This window comes from Bacteroidales bacterium (assembly GCA_035342335.1).
In the GTDB taxonomy this organism is placed as follows: Bacteria; Bacteroidota; Bacteroidia; order Bacteroidales; family JAGONC01; genus JAGONC01.
Genome location: DAOQWY010000005.1, coordinates 57,716 through 77,981, shown reverse-complemented (window position 1 = coordinate 77,981; position 20,266 = coordinate 57,716). Strand labels below are relative to the sequence as shown.

Sequence of the window (20,266 nt, the reverse complement as noted above, 5' to 3'; positions counted from 1 at the left end):
GATGGGAGGATATAGTAACTCGCCTGATTTCATAACCACAAATATAAGAACTGATGGTTGTAAAATGGAAACAGGTTCTTTTATTCTTGAAGTAAGAATGCAGCAGAAATCTTCTCTTTTTTTATAGCCCTCTTGCTTTCCGTTAATTGATTTCTTATATTTACAGCTCAAATCCTCTTCACCTCATCATAATCAGAATCCAATGATAACTCGTTCCTTTATTCTTTTAGTGGTCCTGGTCACAGTCACCCTGGTGAACAACACTGTTTTTTCCGGCAATCCAGTTAACCCGGATCCATCCTGTGAGAACGGACACACTGCTTCTGTCCCATCCCTGCCCGACCTGACACTTGAGGATGACTTCATCTGCGGGGATGTGAACAAGGACGGATTGGTTAACGTTCTGGACATCATCTCCATGGTCAATTATATCATGGGAGGAAGTCCCAGTCCATTTAATACCGATGCAGCTGATATAACTGCAGATGGCGGGATCAACGTGCTGGATATCATCGCCCTCGTAAACATCATCCTGCAGGTTCCCGGCATCCCCTGCCCATGCATCGGGTTCGTTTCCTACGAAGGACAGACCTACCAAACCGTTCAGATCGGGGAACAATGTTGGTTCAAAGAGAACCTGAACGTTGGCACGATGGTGATCAGCAACTCAGGGGGAGATCTGCAGATAGATAATGATATTCTTGAAAAATTCTGTTATAATAATGATCCGGTGAATTGTACCACATTCGGGGGATTGTATGACTGGGATGAGACCATGCAATATGTGACAACGGAAGGTGCACAGGGGATCTGCCCGGCGGACTGGCACATACCCACCGACAATGAATGGAAAACTCTGGAAGGGACCGTTGATGCCGTTTACCCCGTTGGAGATCCCGAATGGGATATTCACGGCTGGCGTGGCTTTGATGCTGGATCAAACCTCAGGGAGACAGGAACCGCCCACTGGTATCCCCCCAATAACGATGCAACCAATTCCAGCGGATTCACAGGCCTCCCAGGAGGTATGCGCAATTACGACGATGGGGGCTTTGACTACCTTACCATCAGGGGCCATTTCTATTCTTCCACTCAGATGAGTGAATACGACGCCAGGAGCCGGTACCTGAACTCCGGCCAGGCTGAATCCGGGCGGTTTGCCGATATAGAACACGGGTTCTCTGTCCGCTGCATCAAAGGATGCATCATTCTGCCTACCCAGGCCAACGCCGGTCCGGATCAAAGCGACGTTCCAGGTACTTCAGCAATCCTGGCCGGCAATGCGCCAACCTCCGGCACCGGACTGTGGGCAATCATCAGTGGTACAGGCGGTACAGTGGTGACCCCTTCAAATCCAACCAGCGAATTTCAAGGCCTTGCAGGAAATGAATATGAGCTTACATGGACCATCACTACGATCTGCGACAGCTCGGCGGATACGGTGCTGATCAGTTTCGCCCAGGTCACGGGACAGCCCTGCCCCGGATTGCCCACCGTCTTGTACGAAGGGCAAACATACAATACCGTCCAGATTGGCAACCAATGCTGGCTGAGGGAGAACCTGAACGTGGGGACCATGATCCTTATGAATGGCGGAGGACAACTACAAACCGACAATGGCACCATTGAAAAATACTGTCAGCAAAACGATGAGGCCAACTGTGATGTCTACGGAGGTCTTTATGAATGGAGAGAAGCCATGCAATATGTTACAGACGAGAGTGCACAGGGGATCTGTCCGGACACATGGCACGTTGCCTCCGACCCGGAGTATGCTGTGTTAAGAGACTTCCTTGGCGGGAAGTACGCAGCGGGAGGTAAGATGAAATCCACCGGAACCCTCCAGGACGGAACAGGGCTCTGGTGGGAGCCCAATACAGGGGCCACCAACGAGAGCGGATTCACTGCACATCCGGGTGGATGGCGTAACCATTCGGACAATGGTTACTTCCATGGATTAACAGGTACTGCTAACTTGTGGTCTTCAACACAGGCCGGTACAATCGGGGCATGGAGATGGAAATTGTCCTACCAGAGCGTCAACCTGGACCGTGATAGCTATTATAAGGAAGATGGATTCTCCATTCGGTGCGTTAAAGATAATTGACTCATTTAGGATGAAACCTACTGCTCATTCGGATTGCAGGAACCGAAAATCATAGGAAATACAGCAAAGAGAACATCGGAAGCATATGAGGGAAGTGGTCATTTACGAACAAGGAAGGTTGAGTTTTGATCTTTGAATTCATTTCACAAATCAACGTTCTTTGTTCCTTGTTCGTAGATCAGATGTTCGGCACGCAACGAAAATGCATCTGAATGTATCTTAACTGGAAACCCTCTTTAAATCTCCTGTTACCATTGAATTTGCAGCGGAATTCAGGAAGAATGCTTACCTGTTTGCCATGCTTCAGCTGAACACCTCTGAACTTACCGGCCGGTCAACGCTGTTGTCAGCCATCGATATGTACAGGAAAAGGCTTATCCCCGGTGGGCAGGTCATACAGCTTATTCAGCCTTACCACCTGCGGCAGATCTTTTCGGAACGTATTGATCACGAATCCTACCGTGAACTGACCCATTTCTGCGACGGGATATCGGTTCTTCCGCGTTCAGCGGTCACCGCCCGCATTTTCTTTTCCACTGCCAGGGCACTGGAAGCCAAAAGAAATGGCGAAAAAGTATGCCTGTGCAAAGAAACGTACGTACCGGCCGATACGATCATCCTTAACGAACTCGATGCCATCATCAGCCTGACACCTGCTGCTGTTCATGTGGTCACATCCTGCTTCGGATATGGGATACTAGCCTTCATCAACCTGCAGAAATATAACGTCAGACTGGTGGACCAGACCCTGGAGAATGAAGAAGGCCACATCCTGAAAAAAGGCGACTGGATTACCCTGTCGAGTAAGAGCAGAATGATCCTCACCGGAAAGGCAAGCTTTGAACCTGCACGGTTCCAGAAATACCTGGAAGGGGAAGCGCTGGATATGCAGCCAAAAGAAGAAAAGGTTTTCATCAATATGAAAGCTGCATACAATGAATAACAGGACATTGTGAAGAACCTTGACTACTATCATGTCAACACCCTGAACGACCTGATCAAGGTCATCCGGAACGATCTGCAGACAAAATCCGAAAAGGCAAAGCAACTGGTGAACAGCTAGCTCCATTCCAACCTTATACCTTACATTGAGAAGGTATTGAAAAGCGAAATGGGTACACATAAGGATCAGCAAATGATATACGATCTTTTTACCCTGGATGGCAAGATCCTGTTTTTCAAGAAAGCCATTGCGATGTACATCGAGCGAAATATTAACGGATTCAATGCCGGATCGTTCATGCTCGGAGGCTTTATCTGCCTGAGCCACCCGGTGGCCTTGGGAAAAAATGGATGCGTGTGAGATCGCCTTCCTGCTCAATGAGTACATTCTCTTTGAAAAATGCATACAGGTTCTCAATGACCTCAGCGAGCGGCACATCAACCGTGTCAGAAGAAAAATACTGGATGATGGCATCAGCAGCGTCAATCTTTCACATATCGATCCAACGGTCTTTGTAACCCTGAAATTCATATTCAAAGACTGGGATCTGCTTCGGAGTAAATGCTCACGGGATCTTGACCCTAAAACCCTGTACCTGATCGACCTGATGAAGCGTCCTTTCGGCCAGTTCTTTGATTACCGCTCCCCCTGGTCGCTGAACCGGCTGACCGAGATCTGCGGGAAAGAGAACATTCCCGTTCCGGAAGAAATCGCTACATGACCGAAATCCAGGGCCTTTGGATCGGTTCCCCTGTCTTGCCGCCGGGTATTTGCTGTTCAATTTTAAAACATGATTTGTTCCCCGATGGACAGGCACGATATGTGTTAAGCGAAGAAAATCATCCCTGGGAAAATTTCAATCCCAGGCCGAATAGTGATGAACACAATGCTATCTGAATCCGAACAAAAAGAGCTTCAACTGGCCAGGCATCTGCTGGAAAATCCGGGATTGGCTGCCAGGATCACCAATGTCATCGGAATGCCTCTTGAAAAAGGGATTGAGCGATTACCCAAAAACTGGGGTGCCCAGATCGGGAAAATAACCCGGGCAGCCTTGCTCAAAGCTTCCGGGGCCGCCATCTTTACGCTTAAAGATGTTCCGGGCAAAGCATCCTCCAATAAATGGCACAAACTGGGAGCTGCAGCCACCGGAGGGGTTAGCGGCTTTTTCGGCATGGCTGCCCTTGCGATCGAACTCCCGGTAACCACCACCATCATGCTGCGTTCCATAGCGGAAATTGCAAGGTCGCAGGGAGAATCCATCTCCGATCACGAAACCAAACTGGCATGCCTGGAAGTTTTTGCTCTGGGTGGCAATAAAAGATCGGATGATGCCACGGGCAGCGGATATTATGCAGTCCGGGCTCTTTTGGCGAGATCAATTTCCGAGGCAGCGGAGTTTGTCGTCGAACGAGGGCTGGCTGAAAAAGGTGCTCCCGTGCTGGTCAGGCTGATTGCGGTCATATCTCAGCGGTTTGGGATACAGATCACCGAAAAAGCAGCAGCCCAGGCAATCCCTGCCATCGGTGCAGCCGGCGGAGCCCTCATCAATACGATCTTCATGGATCATTTCCAGGATATGGCCAAAGGGCACTTCATCGTCAGGAAACTGGAAAGGAAATACGGCAAAGATCATATTGAAAAATTATATGGGAAGTTGTGATTTACGAACAGAGGATGGTTGAGTTTTGATTTTTGAAGTCATTTCAGAATTCAAAAATCTTGGTTCTTTGTTCGTCAATCTATACTTCCCGACACATATCCCCACTTCGCAACCATGGCGCGGCCATCCTTCACGGCAAGCACCACATAGCATCCATCAGGAATTCCGTCCAGGGAAAGAACATGCGTATTGGATCCTTTTCTTAGGACACAGCCCCTTGTGTCAATAAGACAGACTTCATCAAAATCAACAGGTGATGTCCCCGTTTCAAGAATTAACCGGTCGCCTGATATTTTGACCCTGAGCAGCCTCTCCACGGTGGAAATCCTCTCAAATCCGGTACTCACTGGCAAAAGCACTTCATACAGGTATCCGCTCAGACCCCCGCTGCCTTCCTCAGTGATATATATCTTGTTGCCCTGCCCAACAAAATCCATAGCCTCGGTCTGGCCCGGTGGCACGGTAAACGGATAGACGTTCTTTTCCCCCCTGAATACTTCATTTCCGGTGTAATGGGTGAATGAGACCAGCTTTGTCCGTGTCAGCAGGATCAGCTCGCTGCCGTCAGGATGCACCGCTGCCGACGTTACACGCGCTTCATCGTTTGTCGAACCAAGATAAACCGAATCTGCCAGCCTGGCAACGTATTCCCCGGGTTGTGCCGGCAATACATATTGCTTGCAGTAACCATTAAGGGGAGTACTGCGATTTTTTGTGAACAGGAGCAGGGAATCCTGATGCCATACCAGAGCTTCAATATCAAAATTTTTATTGGACGAAGGAGGAGGAAATGCTTTCTGGTCCATGAGGGTGAAATGAATGGACCCGGCCTCCGTTTCATCCCCTGTGATCCATGCGGGACTGGCAATGATATGAATGGCAAGATCCGTCCGGTTGTTGTCATTGTTCCCCGCATCGTTAATGTAAATGTTCCCTTCATCGTCACGGGTAAGGTCTTCCCAATCAATGTTGGCGACGTTTGAAATTTCCAGCGTACGGATCAGGGCACCTGTGGTATCGAAGCAATAGAGCTTGTTTGGATTGCCTGAATCATTGTGCGACCAGATCTCATTGGGACCGGTGATTACAATCCCCGAGCTCTCCTTAATGACATCCGGAAGCCTGGTGATGGGCCTAAGGCTGACCGTCTGGCTTTGATTACCCTGGGCGTGAAGCAGCCCATAAGGCATCAGCATCCAGACAAAAAGGAATAAAACAGTACACAGGTATTTGTCACTAATCATCAAGACCCTGACATATAATATGTTCCGCTCCAAAAATCAACATTATAGACCTTTCTCCTCTCTCCTCTCTCCTCTCTCCTCTCATTGGTTTTCCTGCTCCGTCCAGATAACCTTCCATTCGTTATCATGAAGATGAATCGTATACCACCACGCCTGCTTCACGACCGGTGTAAGGGTTCCGGTGAGATAGAATGTATACGAGGTCTTGCCTGTTTCTTCAGCGAGAATTTTCTGTCCCGCCGTCCTGACTTCAGGGAATGGATCGTAGTAAGGATCAGTCAGTACATTAAGCCCGATGGTCACCAGGTCACGGTCATAGACCACGGTTCCTGTTTTTTCCATAATCCAGACTTCTGCGGGAGGGCTTACCAGAGGAGTACAGATCCGGTCGAGGAGATCAAGGGGAGTGAACAATCCCTCAATGGCTCCAAACGAGTGATTGGCGTCGTAAACGGGATGAATATCTGCCACTGCATGATAGCCCTCCCGGGCAAGGAAAAAATTAGTAAACACCTGCGTGTGAAATTCTATCAAATCCATCATTTCATCATCGTCGCTGAAATCTGTGCCTTCGAAAGGATAATATGCCGACGGCTCAACCACCTGCATGATCCCCTGGTTGTTGATGAAGGCAAACTCTTTTGTGAAGGAGACAGCTTCGCAGAGCTCCTTGAGCCTTGCCCGGGCAGCGATGCTGTCACCATCGGTTGAGGCCAGGAAAACGGCTGCCGTTTCCAGAGAGATGTCCAATGAATCAAGAGAAAGGACTATACTGGCTGTCACCTTATCCAGGGTTCCCGGATAATACTCTTCATCCTGACAGCCTGTCATGGCGGCCACAAGCAGGCATACGAACAGCAGTGCACTGGTTTTCATTTTACGGCATATTGGCTGTACCTTTTGTTATCGTGTTCAGCAGCTGCCAGTTATCAGCGCCATCGGGGTAACGCCCGTACGACTGGGTGGTTTCCATCGATGGGATCGCAACATAATCAATCACCACACCCGTGGTATTTTCCAGCCATACTTCATCACCGCCGCTCGAAAGGCCAAAACCAGCCGGATCGTCGGTGTCGGTCACGATCACCAGCCAGCCATTGGCAGGTACAATGCTTCCGGAGGGGAATTCCATCTTCGGCTTGGTACCGGTATTTCCACCCGGATCATAGATCTTGTAACCGCTGATATCAATGTCAGCGGAAGAAGAATTGTGAATCTCCACCCAATCGGGATCTTCCGATGTTCCGCGTGAATAGAGCTCGTTGAGCTCGATGACGGAGGGGATCAGGTTACTGTTGGCTGCACCCCTGGTAACTGTATAAAGGATCTGCCAGTTTTCGGTTCCATCAGGATATCGGCCATAGGACTGCCCTTCCTCCAGCGCGGCGAAAGTCACATTGTCAATGACTTCACTTGCTGTATTCTCCAGCCATACCTCCTCGCCACTGCCCGACAGTCCGAATCCGCTCTCATCCTCCGTGTCGGTAACGATCACATAAAAACCACCAGCCGGGATGACCGTCCCGGAGGGGAACTCTTTCTTGGGCTTGCTGCCGGATTGTCCGCCCGAATCATAGATCTTGAAGCCCGTAAGATCGATATCACTGTCACCGTTGTTGTAAATCTCAATCCAATCCGGATCCTCTGTGGTTCCGCGCGAATAGATCTCGTTCATCCAGGCATAGTTGGTCACCGGAGTCGTGCCTGTAAATGTGATGCTGTCGATGGTGTTCATCGGAACCGTGATCACCGAACCATCGGTTTTGTGAATGTAAAGGCTCTGTGCGGCAAGATTGGCCAACATCATCATCATAACAGACAGGATTAACGTTATTCTTTTCATGATTTTCTCTGTTTTACTTTTTAACAATAACTTTTTCACTTACAATTTCATTGTTTTGCCTGATCCTGCAAACATACAGGCCTGAAGGCACATCCGTGGTGTTCCAGCGATACTGGTATTCCCCTGGCTGTTGTTCGCCAAAGGACTTGTTCAGGCGGAGGCTCCCGCCGATGGTGTAAACCTCCAGAAGAACATCTCCTTTGACAGCAAGGGCGTAATCCAGGTTAACATGATCGCGGGCCGGATTGGGGTAGGCCTTGATTTTCAGCAGCTGTTGCACCAGCGCACCGTGCTGCGCCAGACCGGTATTAAGATCGAAGGTAAGCTTCCGGATGTCATCTATGGCTAGTTCGATGACGGTGCCATCCTTCAGGTTGACGCGCATGTTCTCCTGTGTTGATGCCCTTGGCAGCAACAACAGGTTAAACGATACCGTCAGGGATAAAAATAAAAGTGTTTTCTTCATGAGCGTTGAGTTGAAATATGTGTGCAAGGTAAAATTAAAATTCCTGTTTTGCAACCCTTTTTATCGAAATTAATGTTTTAACCCCTTTAGTGTCTCTTTCACTCATTCGATGTGAATGATAAATTTGCCTTTCCCTAATCGATACCGTACATTTGCTATTAGTTTAACAAATCCTTCTTCTATGAAGATACTCCTGATCCATCCTCCTAACAGCAAGGCAAGCATTGCTCCGGGAAGGTTCGAGCCTCTTGCACTGGAAGTCCTGGCCGCCCTTGTGCCGGATCATGATGTCAGCATACTCGACCTCAGGATTGATACGTACAGGGTTTTAGATGATCAGATTGCCTCATTTCATCCAGTCATTGCCGGAATAACCGTAAATAATTCCATCCACGTCATCCAGGCAAAAAAACTGATCTCCTATATCCACAACCGATATCCTGAAATGATTCAGGTGGTCGGGGGCCACCACGCAACCATGCTTCCTGTAGACTTCCGCGTTCCCGGTATCCATGCCATCTTCCTTGGCTGGGCCGAGAAAAGCTTTCCCGCGTATATTGAATCCTTTGAAAATGGCAAACCATTCGACCAGATTCAGGGTGTAGAAATACTTGACCACGGTAAAGTGCTGTTCCATAATGATAACCGGTATGATCTGAAAGCTTCCGATATTCCTTACCCCCGGAGGGACCTGGTGGCAAGGTACCTGAAGAAATACCACAGCGATATGGGTTTCCGGACATCCCTTGTCAACACGACCAGGGGATGCGCTAACCGTTGCTCCTTCTGTAGCGTGTGGCAGGCTGCCGGAGGACGGATCATCATCCGAAGCGCCGAAGATGTCTTCAATGAGATCGCCAGCCTGCCCAAATTCATTCCCCGGGTCTTTTTCGCAGATGATAATACCTTTCTGAATCCAGAGAACGCATTGAGGCTTTGCAGGCTGATCAAGGAGGCGAATATCCGGAAAAAATATTCCGGTTATTGCCGTTCCGATACCATCACGCGCCATCCCGACATGATGAGGGAATGGAGGGAGATCGGACTGGATAACCTCTGCGTGGGGTTTGAAACAACCAGCGATGATCAGCTGAACGATTTGAACAAGAAGAACACCCTTACGAACAATGAGGAGGCAGCCCGGATACTGAATGATATCGGGATACCCTTCCGCCCGCACTTTTTGGTCGATCCTGGTTTTAAGAAAGAAGACTTCAGCAGGGTAATACATTATGTGACAAAAAACAATCTAAAAAGCCCTATATTCCCTATCCTGACTCCAATTCCCGGGACAAAGTATCATTCCGAAGTGAAGAAAAATATTATTCTGAGCTATGATTATTTCGACTTTGCCCATGCCGTGGTAACGACACGGTTGTCACCCCGGGGCTTTTATACTGAATGGATACAGCTCTATTTTTCAAGTTATCCGATCCGGAAAAATCTGAAACGTTTCTTATTAAGGAACCTGGCAAGGATGACGGGAAATAAAGATGGCGTTAAGATGAACAGCCATATACGGCTGATCAACCTGTTCCTGTTACGGTTTGTTGGGATTTTCCTTTACCTCAAACTGGTCAGACACTATCATTACCTGGAAAAAAATAAACAATGAACCTGTCAGGTTCTTTCCGCAAGGCTGTCACTCTTTGTTCTTCATTCCTCAAGTTGAAACGGTATCCGGCTGATTTCAAAAATGTTGCTCAGATCAGAATAATCATACTGGATGATACCTGTGGTAGTGATCATGACCAGCATGCCGTTGAGCGGGATGACATCCCTGGCCTGGATGCCCGGATAAATCCTTATAAGATGCTGATCGATCCCTGAAGGATTGGAAACATCATAAATTTTCAAGCCTGCAGAGCCGTCGCATACAAAAAGCGTCGTCTGATCTATGCCAAGTCCATAAGGCTCGGCCATGGGATAGCTTTTGATCAGGCTTGGATTTTTCGGATCGCTCACACTGAGGACATCCATCTGGTTCTGCCATCCACCACACCGGTTGCCGGCACGCATGGTGACATAGGCAATTTTCTGATCAACCACCACAGGATCACAGCTCTGGAAATGGTCGTATGTTGCCAGGTAAACCGGCCAAGCCGGCTGTTGAATATCGTAAAGCAACATTCCTGTTTGCGTTCCAATATAAAGGAACGAGCTGTCGACGAATACGGTTTCAGCACTGAGTGACAGGTTGAAGACCGGGCCGGTGGCCGGCTTATCCGGCACACTGATGTCGATCAGCTGCATCTCCCACTGATTCAATACAAAAAGCGTACTGCCGGCGATGATGCACCGTGCCAGTGATCCTCCAACGCCAACAGTCTGGGAAACGAACTCCCCTGAGCCTGAATCCGAAAAGGACATCCATACGTCCCCCGTCCTTTCCCAGTAATAGACAGGTGGAGGGGCAATGTCTCCTTTATATTCCTCCGTATACTCCTCCAGCGACCATCCCGCGATCACTCCCTTTTCCTGGTCGATGGGTGCAATGGCATAATCACCCTCCACGTCGGGAATGGTATACGGAAAAACATCCTCCAGCCTGAATACTTCCTCCGTGTGGCTGATGTCTGCTATGTCAAGGACCACCAGATCTATGTAACTGTCAGCATAAAGATAATTTCCCTTAACGGCAAGGTCAACATTACCAGGGATCTGGATGAACGCAAGGTTAACCGGATGGGAAGGATCCGAATTATCGAAAATATGGATGCCCTTGTATTTTTCATTCACAAAAAGGTATCTGTCCTTTATGTATATCTTCCCCATCGCTTCGATCGCCTTCGGTGCCAAGGATTCAACAGATGACCGCAGCTCACCGTACGACATGTACTCCGGGACATATGCCCAATAGATACGTGTTTCGGTATAGGTGTCCTTACAGGACGAAAGGAGCAGGATACTCCCGATAACCGGTAAAAGGAACAGGCCGTGTATTCTTTTCATACGATGTTTGTTTGATTAGCGAAATAAAAATCCCAGGCTCAGGACAATCCTGTTAAACTGCTCGGTGCGTTCCACCTTAGTCGAATGGTTGGGATCATCATATTCCCAGTGGTTATATTCGGCGGTCATCCGGGATTGCTGAAACCGGTAGCCCACGGCGAAAGTAATGGCTGAATGTCTGGAAAGATCTTTCCGTATGCCTGCACCCGCTCCGGCCAGGGGGCCGCCAAAGTTGTTCTGGCTTGATGAATAGTAATAGAAATTCTCATTTTTCTCGAGGGGCAATGCATAGCCCCCCTGTAGATAAATCCAAGGTGACCATTTCCCGGGCAGGATCTTATAGCTGACCTGTGCAAACAAAGGAAGCATGGCTGTACCGAACCATTCCACACCGGTCCCGGCACCAGCCGATAGACGGAATGGAAAGTTATAGCACGTATTTACCGTGAATCCAAACGACTGGTCGCTTCCCCCAAACAGGTGAAGCTGCGGCTGAACTTCAACATTCGAAGGCTGGTCAGTTTTCGCAGGCGATAAGGTATCTGTTTCCCGCATGACCATTTTCCGGATCTCACTCTCCGGGATGGCCAGGATATTTTCACCTACCATTTCGATCCTGACTCCCTGTCCGGGGGTGCTTTCCAGCACCTTCCCGCGTAAAATGCTTCCGTCATTAAGGTACAGGGCGTCTTGCTCCTGTTGCTGTGCAACGACCAGCAGGGGAAGCATCAGAATAAAGACCCAAACTGCAACTAATTTGATTGTCATTGGCGTAATGATTAATTTCCCGCGGATTCAGTCATATTGTACAGACGGAATAAATACAAATAGTTGCCCGGAAATCAAAAGAAAATACGATGTATGGTTGGCGCTTCTTACGCTCTTCCAGACGATCCTGACGCTGAAAGATGGCTGCCAGCCCTGGATTGGATTGAAGCAAGAATGAATGCTATCGACCTCATCGTCGGTGGGCACGGTGCCATCCTTTCCATTTACGACCTGCAGTCATTCCATGAAGGAGTGAGGAAAAAGTACAACGAGCTCCCCTGATCATCTGCTTTTTTTCCCTATCGGGCACACCGCCACACATAAACCGCAAATCCTTTCCTCCACTCCTAATTGCTGTCTGGCCAGTTCACCGCATTTTTCCCTGCATTTGTAAGCATTGAAAAAAGCATCCCTGTGGGTACGGATGTCCCATAACTGACCAGTGGCTGCCTGCGCAGGGCACCGCTCGACGCAGATGCTGCACTTCCCGCAATGGCTTTCATTTACAGGAACAGAAACATGGCCGGGCTCATGATCGGTCAGCAGGGTGACCAGCCGTAACCGCGGACCGAATTCTTTGGAAATGAATAACGCTGTCTTCCCGATCCAGCCGAGCCCGGCCCTTGTCGCCACCATTTTATGGGAAAGATCATACGTGAGGGTGGAAAGATACTTCGCATAATCCCTGGATCCCAGGTTAATGGTAGGTGGTATCACGATCGCATCAACGCCCTTCTTATGGAGCTCTTCTTTGATTTCCCCGGCCACGGAAGCCAGTTCCCTGTTGATCTGGTTGTAATGATGGTAATATTCAAGGGTCGGGCCCCTTTGAATTGAATCCACAATACTGTCTTCCAGCCTTCTACCGATGGAGATCCCAAAGCGGTGCCGTCCGAACCTTTCATCAATCAGGCCTGTAAGGTCTGCAGTGCCGAAAATGTATCGCTCAGGCGGAGAAAGGATTTTTTCAAGGATCGTGTCGATCATTTGGCGAAACTCCTCTTAAAGCTTTATCTCCCGAACCTTGGGAGGAATGACCCACCGGAGCTCCATTATGCACGATCGTTCCTGGCACGGGTCATTTCATCAGACTAAATTACATTATTTTCAGTGATGGTCATTCATTCAGGTAATTTGAATCTTATTAATATTACAACGAAAAAACTTTAGTATATTCGCACATAAGAAACCAACCAAATTCTTTTAAACCATGAAAAAAACAGTACTTTTTCTTTCGTTGATGCTGCTGTGCATTGTCAGTGGGTTTTCACAGGCTTCATTCAATACGGGTGTGATGGAGGTCTATACAAACCAGTACGGCAGAATTCGGCTCTATTCCTCCGATGGCCTCAGGCAATTGGAACGTGCCTCGATCCTGGTGGCGACATCGCCCACAACGGTCTTTGACTATACCAATGATGCTGAACAACTGGAAGCGACCGTGCTGGTTGAGAATCCGGAAATGAGCGATTTTGAAATCTATGGCGCCTATGACAACTCCTATTCATCCCTGCCTCCGGATGTAATTGTCAAACAAAGTGCCTACGGCTGGAATAATGCAGCTTTCACCATTATCAAGTTCAATGTAAAGAATGATGAATCCAGCGCCATCAATGCCACTATCGGTGTGGAATTCATTCCTTATTTGAACGAGGAATACGGATTTGATTCCTTGACCTACCTCAGCGATGAGGGAGTTGTCCGGTTTCACAGAGGCCCTCAGATCAATCTGGGCGCAAAACTCCTCTCCGCCTCCCTCTCATCCCTTTACTCCTTTGAATGGTATGAAGATTATTCGGTGGATACGGATTACTGGAACTGGATGAATTATGGCTCATTACAGCCTCTCTATGCTTCGAACACGGCCGACGGACCGGTAGCGGTTACGGCTCAGAATCCGGTGACCATCAATCCGGGACAATCCTTTGATGTGTATTACGCTTTGGCACTCGGAGAAAACCAACAGGCCATGCTATCCAACATTGCAGCAGCCGTAGAGAAGTACGATGCCTGGTTCACCACTGTCGACGAACCGGGAGCGAGCGAATTCAACCTCCTGCAGAACTACCCCAATCCGTTCGGACAGACAACCATGATCCGTTATCAGTTGCCGGCGAATGGATGGGTAAGCCTGCAGGTCTATGATATCATGGGGAACCTGGTATCAGCACTGGTAGATGAAGAGCAGGCAGCAGGAACCCATATCGTTGATTTTGATGCGGCTGGTTTACCCGGTGGAGTGTATCATTACACGCTCAGGTACAATGGTCAGATGAGGACAAACACCATGATGGTGGCAAAATGAAACAAAAAACCACTTCAAATCAAAACAGGTTATTTTGATTTCTGCTCTTTGCTATTTGATCTTGTTAACCGGATTTCCCTCTGATCACCTGACCAGTAGTTTCTCCACTACGGTCACATCTTTTGTTTCCATAACCACCAGGTATATCCCGGATGGTAAATGATGTGGTGCGACATTTTCACTTGTTTTTTCCAGCCTGATGGTCGCCAGAAGGTGACCCGCCAGGCTGAGGATCCTTGCGTTCTCCGGAAGCCATTCAGGGTGACTGCAGCGGATATGCATTTGGTTGTTTTGTTCCCACAGGTGAATGAAAAGTGAGGTTTCCACGGGATCACCCAAACCTGCCGATCCAAGGCTACCGCTGGTGATATCCTCCCAGTAATTCACCGCTTCATTTAAAACGGTGACAGAAACAGCTGGGATTCCGGTAATGTCCGCCGTCAGATTGAGAGAGCACTCGGCAGCATTTTTATACGTAACTGCCTGTATATAAACTCCTAATGGTGCATTATTCAACCTGAAATGCTCTTTTGAGAGGACGGGCTGCGCAAAATAATCCCCATAAAGCGTCAGGCTGATCGTGTTGGCTGATGCGGAGATGCCTGCCCACGGATAAATCAGGGTTCCCGGAAGGTTGTAATCCATCCAGTGAAGCCGGTTGAACAGAAAATCCTCAAAATAGTCCACCTCGTCCTCATAGGTATTGCCATACCAGTCGTTATTCGGCCATACATACTGTCCGAGGATCGGCCAGCGCTGGTAGTTACGGTCTTTGGCTTCATCGATGAAAACGAGGATTGAATCGATCACCGCATGGATTTCAGCATCTACCAGGTGATGCTGTCGCAGGTAAGCATACCTGGTTTTGGCCACATTCTGAAAATAGGGATCCTCCATCAGTCGTTTCCACCAGAACATAACACTGGCATCGTGGGGCTCAACCCGGGTATATGCCCACCCGGTGTGATCGATCCCCGGTTCCCAGTAATCCACATTTCCATAGCCAAGATTGAAATCCCAGGCAGGGCCGGCAAAAAGTTTCCCGCCATCTGTGTCTTTCTCTTTATAAAAATAGTTGCTGTACCTGTATTTGTCCACCTCCTTCGATATCTCGCTCAGCAACATGAAATCGATAAAAGAAAGTACATCGAAATATTTCTGGTAACCGTCGTTGGGATCAGCAAAGCTGACTGAAGTCAGGGTATTTTCCGCAACCGTGATGAAGTCTTTGATATAGGATCTCTGCGCATTCACGATCTCATCCGGATCCGGGTAGAAGTACTGAAAAATGATGTCCATCGCATTCGGGTAAGCCGGTGAAGGATTGGACTTCCAGCCGTCGACACCGAAGACGAAGTTCCAGTCGAGCTTGTCCACTCTGAGAATATAACCGCCCGTCAGATCATCACCCGTGACCTCATCCGGTTTCAACGTGGCAATATCGACACGGCTCTCATCCTTCTTGATCTTTTCCATCATCACATACACTCCACGGTAGTTATTGTTCAGGATAAGCTCGCAGTAAACTGTGCGCGTGCAGTAGTGTCCCATTTTCCGACCCATATCGAAGGTCACCACGTTGCGAAGCATCGATTTATCTGTGTAGGGTGCGTACAGCACCCAGTCATTTTCCTCCGGCATGCCCAGGAGCGAAACATCCAGGTTTTCACCATCACTGTCACGGGTTTCAAATCCATAGGACTTCTTGGGGAACATCTGGGTGGACTGGCCCCGGATTTCAATGCCGATGAATCCATCATATCCGTTGAACGGATCATTCGAATTATTCATCACCCCCGGCCCATTGTCAATGATTCCCATTTGAGCGGTGATCTTTGGCTCATCAGGTATCGAAACGCCGTTGGTGTTGATCACCACGATGGGTAAATTTGACCAAAGCTCGATTGGCCAGGGTACTTCCTTCATTACATCATCCAGATACCAGCTGATCCCGGGGGTAGTGCCCAAAAAATCCCAGAAGATGACCATCCGTGTCAGGTCTCCGTAAGAAAGACCGGAGAAATCGAACTCCAGATCCGTCCATTGCCCCGGTACAGGCGTTTTTACGATCTCATGCGAGAAGGTGTTGTTATGATTTTCGAATTTCAGGGCAACATCTCCTCCGGTGACAGGTGCCAGTACCTTTATCCGGTAACGGGGGTAGAAATCAAAATTGGCAGGTTCATCCAGATCACAGAGCATATAATCCCACATTCCCACCCCACTGATCACCTTCAGGCAAAGTTCGGAAGCATTGACATCATCGGGAGAAGGGTTAGGAACAATTTCCGATCCTCCTGTCGAAATGTACCAATTCTGGATAATTCCGTCCCAGTTGGAGATGGTGTCATATCTCTGACCATTCGTTGCGACAGGCAGGAAAATCACCATCCAGCAATATCCATAGAATAAAAAATGCTTACTGATACGTTTCACTTCAAAACTTTTAATTGATACGAGCTGGTTCCGGACAGCTAATGTACACTTTTCTGCCGGATCGAAGTATATTATGGTTGGAGAAATTGGATTTCCTTATTGAAAGATTTAAATGTACATATATTAAAATATTAGATTTGACTTTTTCACTACAATGGACTATATTTATCAGCAAATTGGATCTATTTGCTTTTCTTAAAAATTACATCCCATGCCAGCACTTATCATCATCGCTCCTTCACACGGAAGCGAGTTGTACATTCTGTTTTACGTGGCCGCTTTCCTGGTGGCCACCGGGATATTGCTCTTCCAGGGAATCAGAAACCGTTATCCCGTCAGGACATGGCTCCTGATCACCCTCTTTGGGATTCTTTGCTTTATCATTGGCAACAAAGCCATTACGATTGCACCATTGGAATGGATACAGCTCTTCAAGAGTCATTCCCTTCCCGACAGCGGCCGTTCAATCCTGGGCGGCATAGTGGGGCTCACCGCAGGCTTGATGATCGCTCAGCGATGGCTGAAATTCAACCGTCCTGTGGTTGACCACCTGGCCTATGCCCTGCCCGCTGGTTTGGCCATCACCCGTATAGGATGCCTGTTCGGTGGTTGCTGCTTCGGTACACCCACCTCACTGCCCTGGGGGATTCAATACGGAGCACATTCGCATGCTTTCCAATTCCAGGCGGAGCATCTTCAAATCCCCGCAACCGGTGCAGTGTCATTGCCGGTACATCCCACACAGCTATACGACATTTTTTTCTGCCTGGCCATTCTTCTTCTTGTTTATCTTACCCGTAACCGCTGGAAAGCCTCCGGGAGCCGGTTCCTTTTTGTGATCCTCTGTTATGCAGTGTTCCGGTTTGCTGAAGAGTTCCTCAGGGAATCCACACGGACAGGTCTGCCGGATGAATCCTTATGGGGCTTAAAGGTGATCCAGTGGATGCTCCTGGTTTCCGCGGGCATGCTGGCCCTTGTTCTGATCCTGAGGGAGCGCAGGGGGAGAAACTCCTTGCAGACGGTGAAAGACATAAATAAAGGTGCCTTATCACGCGAACTGCTTTTATTATCGACCGTTCCCCTGTTCATCATCCTGGCCGGCAGCTGGCTGGATCCCTTTGAAAAACTGACGCTCTGGCTGTTCACGCTTCCTTTGCTTACAGCCTATCTCTGCCATTGTTATTTCCGCCTGACCATCCCGGCACTCCGTAAAATCCTGCCTTTTCTCTTCCTCATTGCCCTGGTGACGATGAGCCAGGATACCATTGATCAGCAACCAGGTAAAACCCCTGACCAATATAAGGGATGGCTCAGTCTGGAAGCTTTTGGTAGCCTGGGGACGTATGAGGAAAGGCACTACGATTGCGACGGAAACATAATAGGAAGAAACGACCGGGACTATTCAACCTGGGGAGCAGGTATGGCTTATCACTGGAAACTTGATCAAGATCAGCACCTGACAGCGGGTATGAACTTCTATTCTGCTTCCGACAGGACGGATGACCCCGATAATTGGGACTACGCATCACCCGCTATGAATGTGTTCCTGAGCTATGATTATCTGTACGCAGGCGGAAGCCTGGGAATGAACGTTTTTTTCGATCCATTCACCATTAGCGATATAACTCCCGCCATAACCGCCTGGGTGGGTAAGAAAGATATTCTTTTTGGTGAAGCCAGGCTCCTGACCGATTACTACCAGATGGGGCGGCCGGGTGTCTTTAATTTCGGGCTGGGATCCGGACTGGGCAACGTGGATAAAAGCGTACTGCACGCAGATCTGTGCATGGAACTTGACTGGGATCTCTGGAGTGATGCAGGACATTCCTGGATCTCAGGATTGAACCTGGCTGGAGATATATGGATTACCGAATGGATGACGTTGAAAACCAGTGTTTTTCTGGGAAAAAACTTTGGTGGTTCGTTTGGCCTGAGGACCCATCTGGGTAAGGACCGGTGGCAGTCGAAGCGTTAGTCACCATTGAACAAAACATTCCATTTCTTGTTTATCAACTTATATAAAATCATATAAAACGAACCAAAAATAAACATGAACACACCGAACGTAACAAAGTGGAGCATCGACAAAGCACACTCTGAGGTACAATTTAAAGTAAAACATCTGGTGATCGCCACCGTAACCGGGCAGTTCAATGACTTTGACGCCACCCTGGAAACTTCGGGTAATGACCTTACAGGTGCTAAGGCTGAATTCACGGCCTCCGTGGACAGCATCTCAACCAACTCTACCGATCGCGACAATCACCTGAAATCTGTTGATTTCTTCGATGCAGCAAACCACCCGGAGATCAGATTCGTTTCCACGAAATTTGATAAGACCGGTGAAGACACTTACACGATGACCGGCAACCTCACGATACGAGGAACCACAAAGGAGGTGACACTGAATGTTGAAGCAGGTGGTATCATTGTGGATCCCTGGGGCAACACGAAGGCAGGCTTTGAGATCACCGGCAGGATCAACCGATTCGATTACGGACTCCACTGGAACTCCGTCACCGAAGCCGGAGGGCTAGTGGTTGGCCCGGAGATCAAACTGGCATTAAATGTTGAGATGACGAAGATTTGATTTTTGATCTTTGCTCTTTCACAGGATCTGCAAATACGGATTCAGCAACTTGTAAACAGCCGATGTCTGTTGCGTGGTAACCAGCGGATTGAACGACTCGGCCTGGAGGGCGACGGTCCTATAGTAACCGTCGATGGGTTTGCGGCAATGCCCGGTCATTTCAACCCGTATCTTTTTGGAAGGATCATTCGGCCGGTATTGAAGCGAAACGACCGCATCAACGTTAACCTTCCGATGAAAGCCTGGCCTGAACCAACCTGAACGGTATCTGCAGGTCATTCCAACCGTCCCGCGGTAGATATGGAGCACCTCACCATTCTGGGTATTGGGAAAGACAGAAGCAGGCCCGTCAAGCTGCAAAGGCTGATGATCCATCGTATATACTTCCACGTGCAAAAGCCTGGGAGCACATCCCGATTTGCACCTGTGCCGCATAAAATACAGCTGCCCTTTTTCCGGTGGACCGATGCTCTCAATATGAATATCGGTCAGCTTGTCAAATGCAAAATAGGGCCCCTCCTGGGTGGTAATGATCGTATATCCGCTCAGATCTCTGTCGGTCGCCTGACCGTCGCTCATCTCAAAGCTGTAAGCCGCAAGACTCCGGGAAAGAAAAACAGCATCCAGGGGCATAGTACCTCCTTTAAAGTTTTACTTATTGTTTAAAAACGATATTGGGAATGGATTTATTATTAAAACTCAGGATTTCACATATATCGGCACGCGATACAAATGCACCAGGCAAGGAAACTGAAAATCACATCTCCCTGGATCCCTGCTTTCGCAGGGATGACCTGTGCCGTTGAGAACAAGGGAGGTGGATTAAAATTGCCAGCAATTTTAATCCACCTCCCTTGACTCCCAAATGATGAATGTCATTCCCGCGCAAGCGGGAACCCCAATCCTTAAATAAATACAAAATCATAAATACTGAATCACAAATTAATGA

General features: G+C 48.5%; 19 protein-coding genes. 10 read left to right on the top strand and 9 right to left on the bottom strand.

Going from position 1 to position 20,266, the window contains the following annotated elements; translation table 11 throughout:
* Positions 1-202 precede the first annotated feature (202 nt).
* From PKI34_04055 to PKI34_04035, 5 genes are all read left to right on the top strand, one after another.
* Positions 203-2,107, top strand: coding sequence for an FISUMP domain-containing protein (locus PKI34_04055; protein ID HNS16979.1), 1,905 nt, complete (start codon positions 203-205; stop codon positions 2,105-2,107).
* Positions 2,108-2,405: 298 nt separating this feature from the next.
* On the top strand, positions 2,406-3,050 hold the full coding sequence (locus PKI34_04050) for a hypothetical protein (GenBank protein ID HNS16978.1): 645 nt from the start codon (positions 2,406-2,408) through the stop codon (positions 3,048-3,050).
* A gap of 168 nt (positions 3,051-3,218) precedes the next feature.
* On the top strand, positions 3,219-3,410 hold the full coding sequence (locus tag PKI34_04045) for a hypothetical protein (protein HNS16977.1): 192 nt from the start codon (positions 3,219-3,221) through the stop codon (positions 3,408-3,410).
* Positions 3,397-3,771 carry a hypothetical protein gene (locus PKI34_04040; protein HNS16976.1) on the top strand — a complete coding sequence of 125 codons (375 nt, stop codon included), beginning with the start codon at positions 3,397-3,399 and terminating at the stop codon, positions 3,769-3,771. Before PKI34_04045 ends, PKI34_04040 begins: the two co-directional genes overlap by 14 nt.
* 156 nt (positions 3,772-3,927) lie before the next feature.
* On the top strand, positions 3,928-4,713 hold the full coding sequence (locus tag PKI34_04035) for an EcsC family protein (GenBank protein ID HNS16975.1): 786 nt from the start codon (positions 3,928-3,930) through the stop codon (positions 4,711-4,713).
* Positions 4,714-4,787: 74 nt separating this feature from the next.
* Here the strand turns inward: PKI34_04035 and PKI34_04030 are convergent, their stop codons facing one another.
* The 4 genes from PKI34_04030 to PKI34_04015 form a co-directional block, all read right to left on the bottom strand.
* A complete protein-coding gene (locus PKI34_04030) occupies positions 4,788-5,960 on the bottom strand; it encodes a hypothetical protein (protein ID HNS16974.1) in 1,173 nt (390 codons plus the stop codon).
* 78 nt (positions 5,961-6,038) lie between these two features.
* Entirely contained in the window at positions 6,039-6,833 is a 795-nt protein-coding gene (locus tag PKI34_04025; GenBank protein ID HNS16973.1) for a hypothetical protein, read from the bottom strand.
* A 1-nt stretch (position 6,834) separates the two neighbouring features.
* Positions 6,835-7,770 carry a lamin tail domain-containing protein gene (locus PKI34_04020; protein HNS16972.1) on the bottom strand — a complete coding sequence of 312 codons (936 nt, stop codon included), beginning with the start codon at positions 7,768-7,770 and terminating at the stop codon, positions 6,835-6,837.
* 43 nt (positions 7,771-7,813) lie between these two features.
* On the bottom strand, positions 7,814-8,266 hold the full coding sequence (locus PKI34_04015) for a T9SS type A sorting domain-containing protein (protein ID HNS16971.1): 453 nt from the start codon (positions 8,264-8,266) through the stop codon (positions 7,814-7,816).
* A gap of 181 nt (positions 8,267-8,447) precedes the next feature.
* Here PKI34_04015 and PKI34_04010 point away from each other — a divergent pair, with 181 nt between their 5' ends.
* The gene (locus PKI34_04010; protein HNS16970.1) at positions 8,448-9,881 is read left to right on the top strand and encodes a radical SAM protein; all 1,434 of its coding nucleotides are present in this window, start codon (positions 8,448-8,450) and stop codon (positions 9,879-9,881) included.
* A gap of 41 nt (positions 9,882-9,922) precedes the next feature.
* Here the strand turns inward: PKI34_04010 and PKI34_04005 are convergent, their stop codons facing one another.
* Entirely contained in the window at positions 9,923-11,218 is a 1,296-nt protein-coding gene (locus PKI34_04005; protein ID HNS16969.1) for a hypothetical protein, read from the bottom strand.
* Positions 11,219-11,233: 15 nt separating this feature from the next.
* The gene (locus PKI34_04000; GenBank protein ID HNS16968.1) at positions 11,234-11,986 is read right to left on the bottom strand and encodes a hypothetical protein; all 753 of its coding nucleotides are present in this window, start codon (positions 11,984-11,986) and stop codon (positions 11,234-11,236) included.
* Between the two features lie 93 nt (positions 11,987-12,079).
* Between PKI34_04000 and PKI34_03995 the strand changes: the two genes are divergently transcribed.
* Positions 12,080-12,268, top strand: coding sequence for a hypothetical protein (locus tag PKI34_03995; GenBank protein HNS16967.1), 189 nt, complete (start codon positions 12,080-12,082; stop codon positions 12,266-12,268).
* Here PKI34_03995 and PKI34_03990 read toward each other — a convergent pair whose 3' ends face one another.
* Positions 12,269-12,973, bottom strand: a complete 705-nt coding sequence (locus PKI34_03990; GenBank protein HNS16966.1) for a hypothetical protein — start codon at positions 12,971-12,973, stop codon at positions 12,269-12,271.
* 223 nt (positions 12,974-13,196) lie between these two features.
* Between PKI34_03990 and PKI34_03985 the strand changes: the two genes are divergently transcribed.
* Positions 13,197-14,291 carry a T9SS type A sorting domain-containing protein gene (locus PKI34_03985; GenBank protein HNS16965.1) on the top strand — a complete coding sequence of 365 codons (1,095 nt, stop codon included), beginning with the start codon at positions 13,197-13,199 and terminating at the stop codon, positions 14,289-14,291.
* A gap of 84 nt (positions 14,292-14,375) precedes the next feature.
* Here PKI34_03985 and PKI34_03980 read toward each other — a convergent pair whose 3' ends face one another.
* The gene (locus tag PKI34_03980; protein HNS16964.1) at positions 14,376-16,727 is read right to left on the bottom strand and encodes a CotH kinase family protein; all 2,352 of its coding nucleotides are present in this window, start codon (positions 16,725-16,727) and stop codon (positions 14,376-14,378) included.
* A 211-nt stretch (positions 16,728-16,938) separates the two neighbouring features.
* Between PKI34_03980 and PKI34_03975 the strand changes: the two genes are divergently transcribed.
* Both PKI34_03975 and PKI34_03970 read left to right on the top strand, forming a co-directional pair.
* The gene (locus PKI34_03975; protein HNS16963.1) at positions 16,939-18,702 is read left to right on the top strand and encodes a prolipoprotein diacylglyceryl transferase; all 1,764 of its coding nucleotides are present in this window, start codon (positions 16,939-16,941) and stop codon (positions 18,700-18,702) included.
* A 75-nt stretch (positions 18,703-18,777) separates the two neighbouring features.
* Positions 18,778-19,317 carry a YceI family protein gene (locus PKI34_03970; GenBank protein HNS16962.1) on the top strand — a complete coding sequence of 180 codons (540 nt, stop codon included), beginning with the start codon at positions 18,778-18,780 and terminating at the stop codon, positions 19,315-19,317.
* A gap of 18 nt (positions 19,318-19,335) precedes the next feature.
* Here PKI34_03970 and PKI34_03965 read toward each other — a convergent pair whose 3' ends face one another.
* Entirely contained in the window at positions 19,336-19,950 is a 615-nt protein-coding gene (locus PKI34_03965) for a hypothetical protein (GenBank protein HNS16961.1), read from the bottom strand.
* Positions 19,951-20,266: the final 316 nt, after the last annotated feature.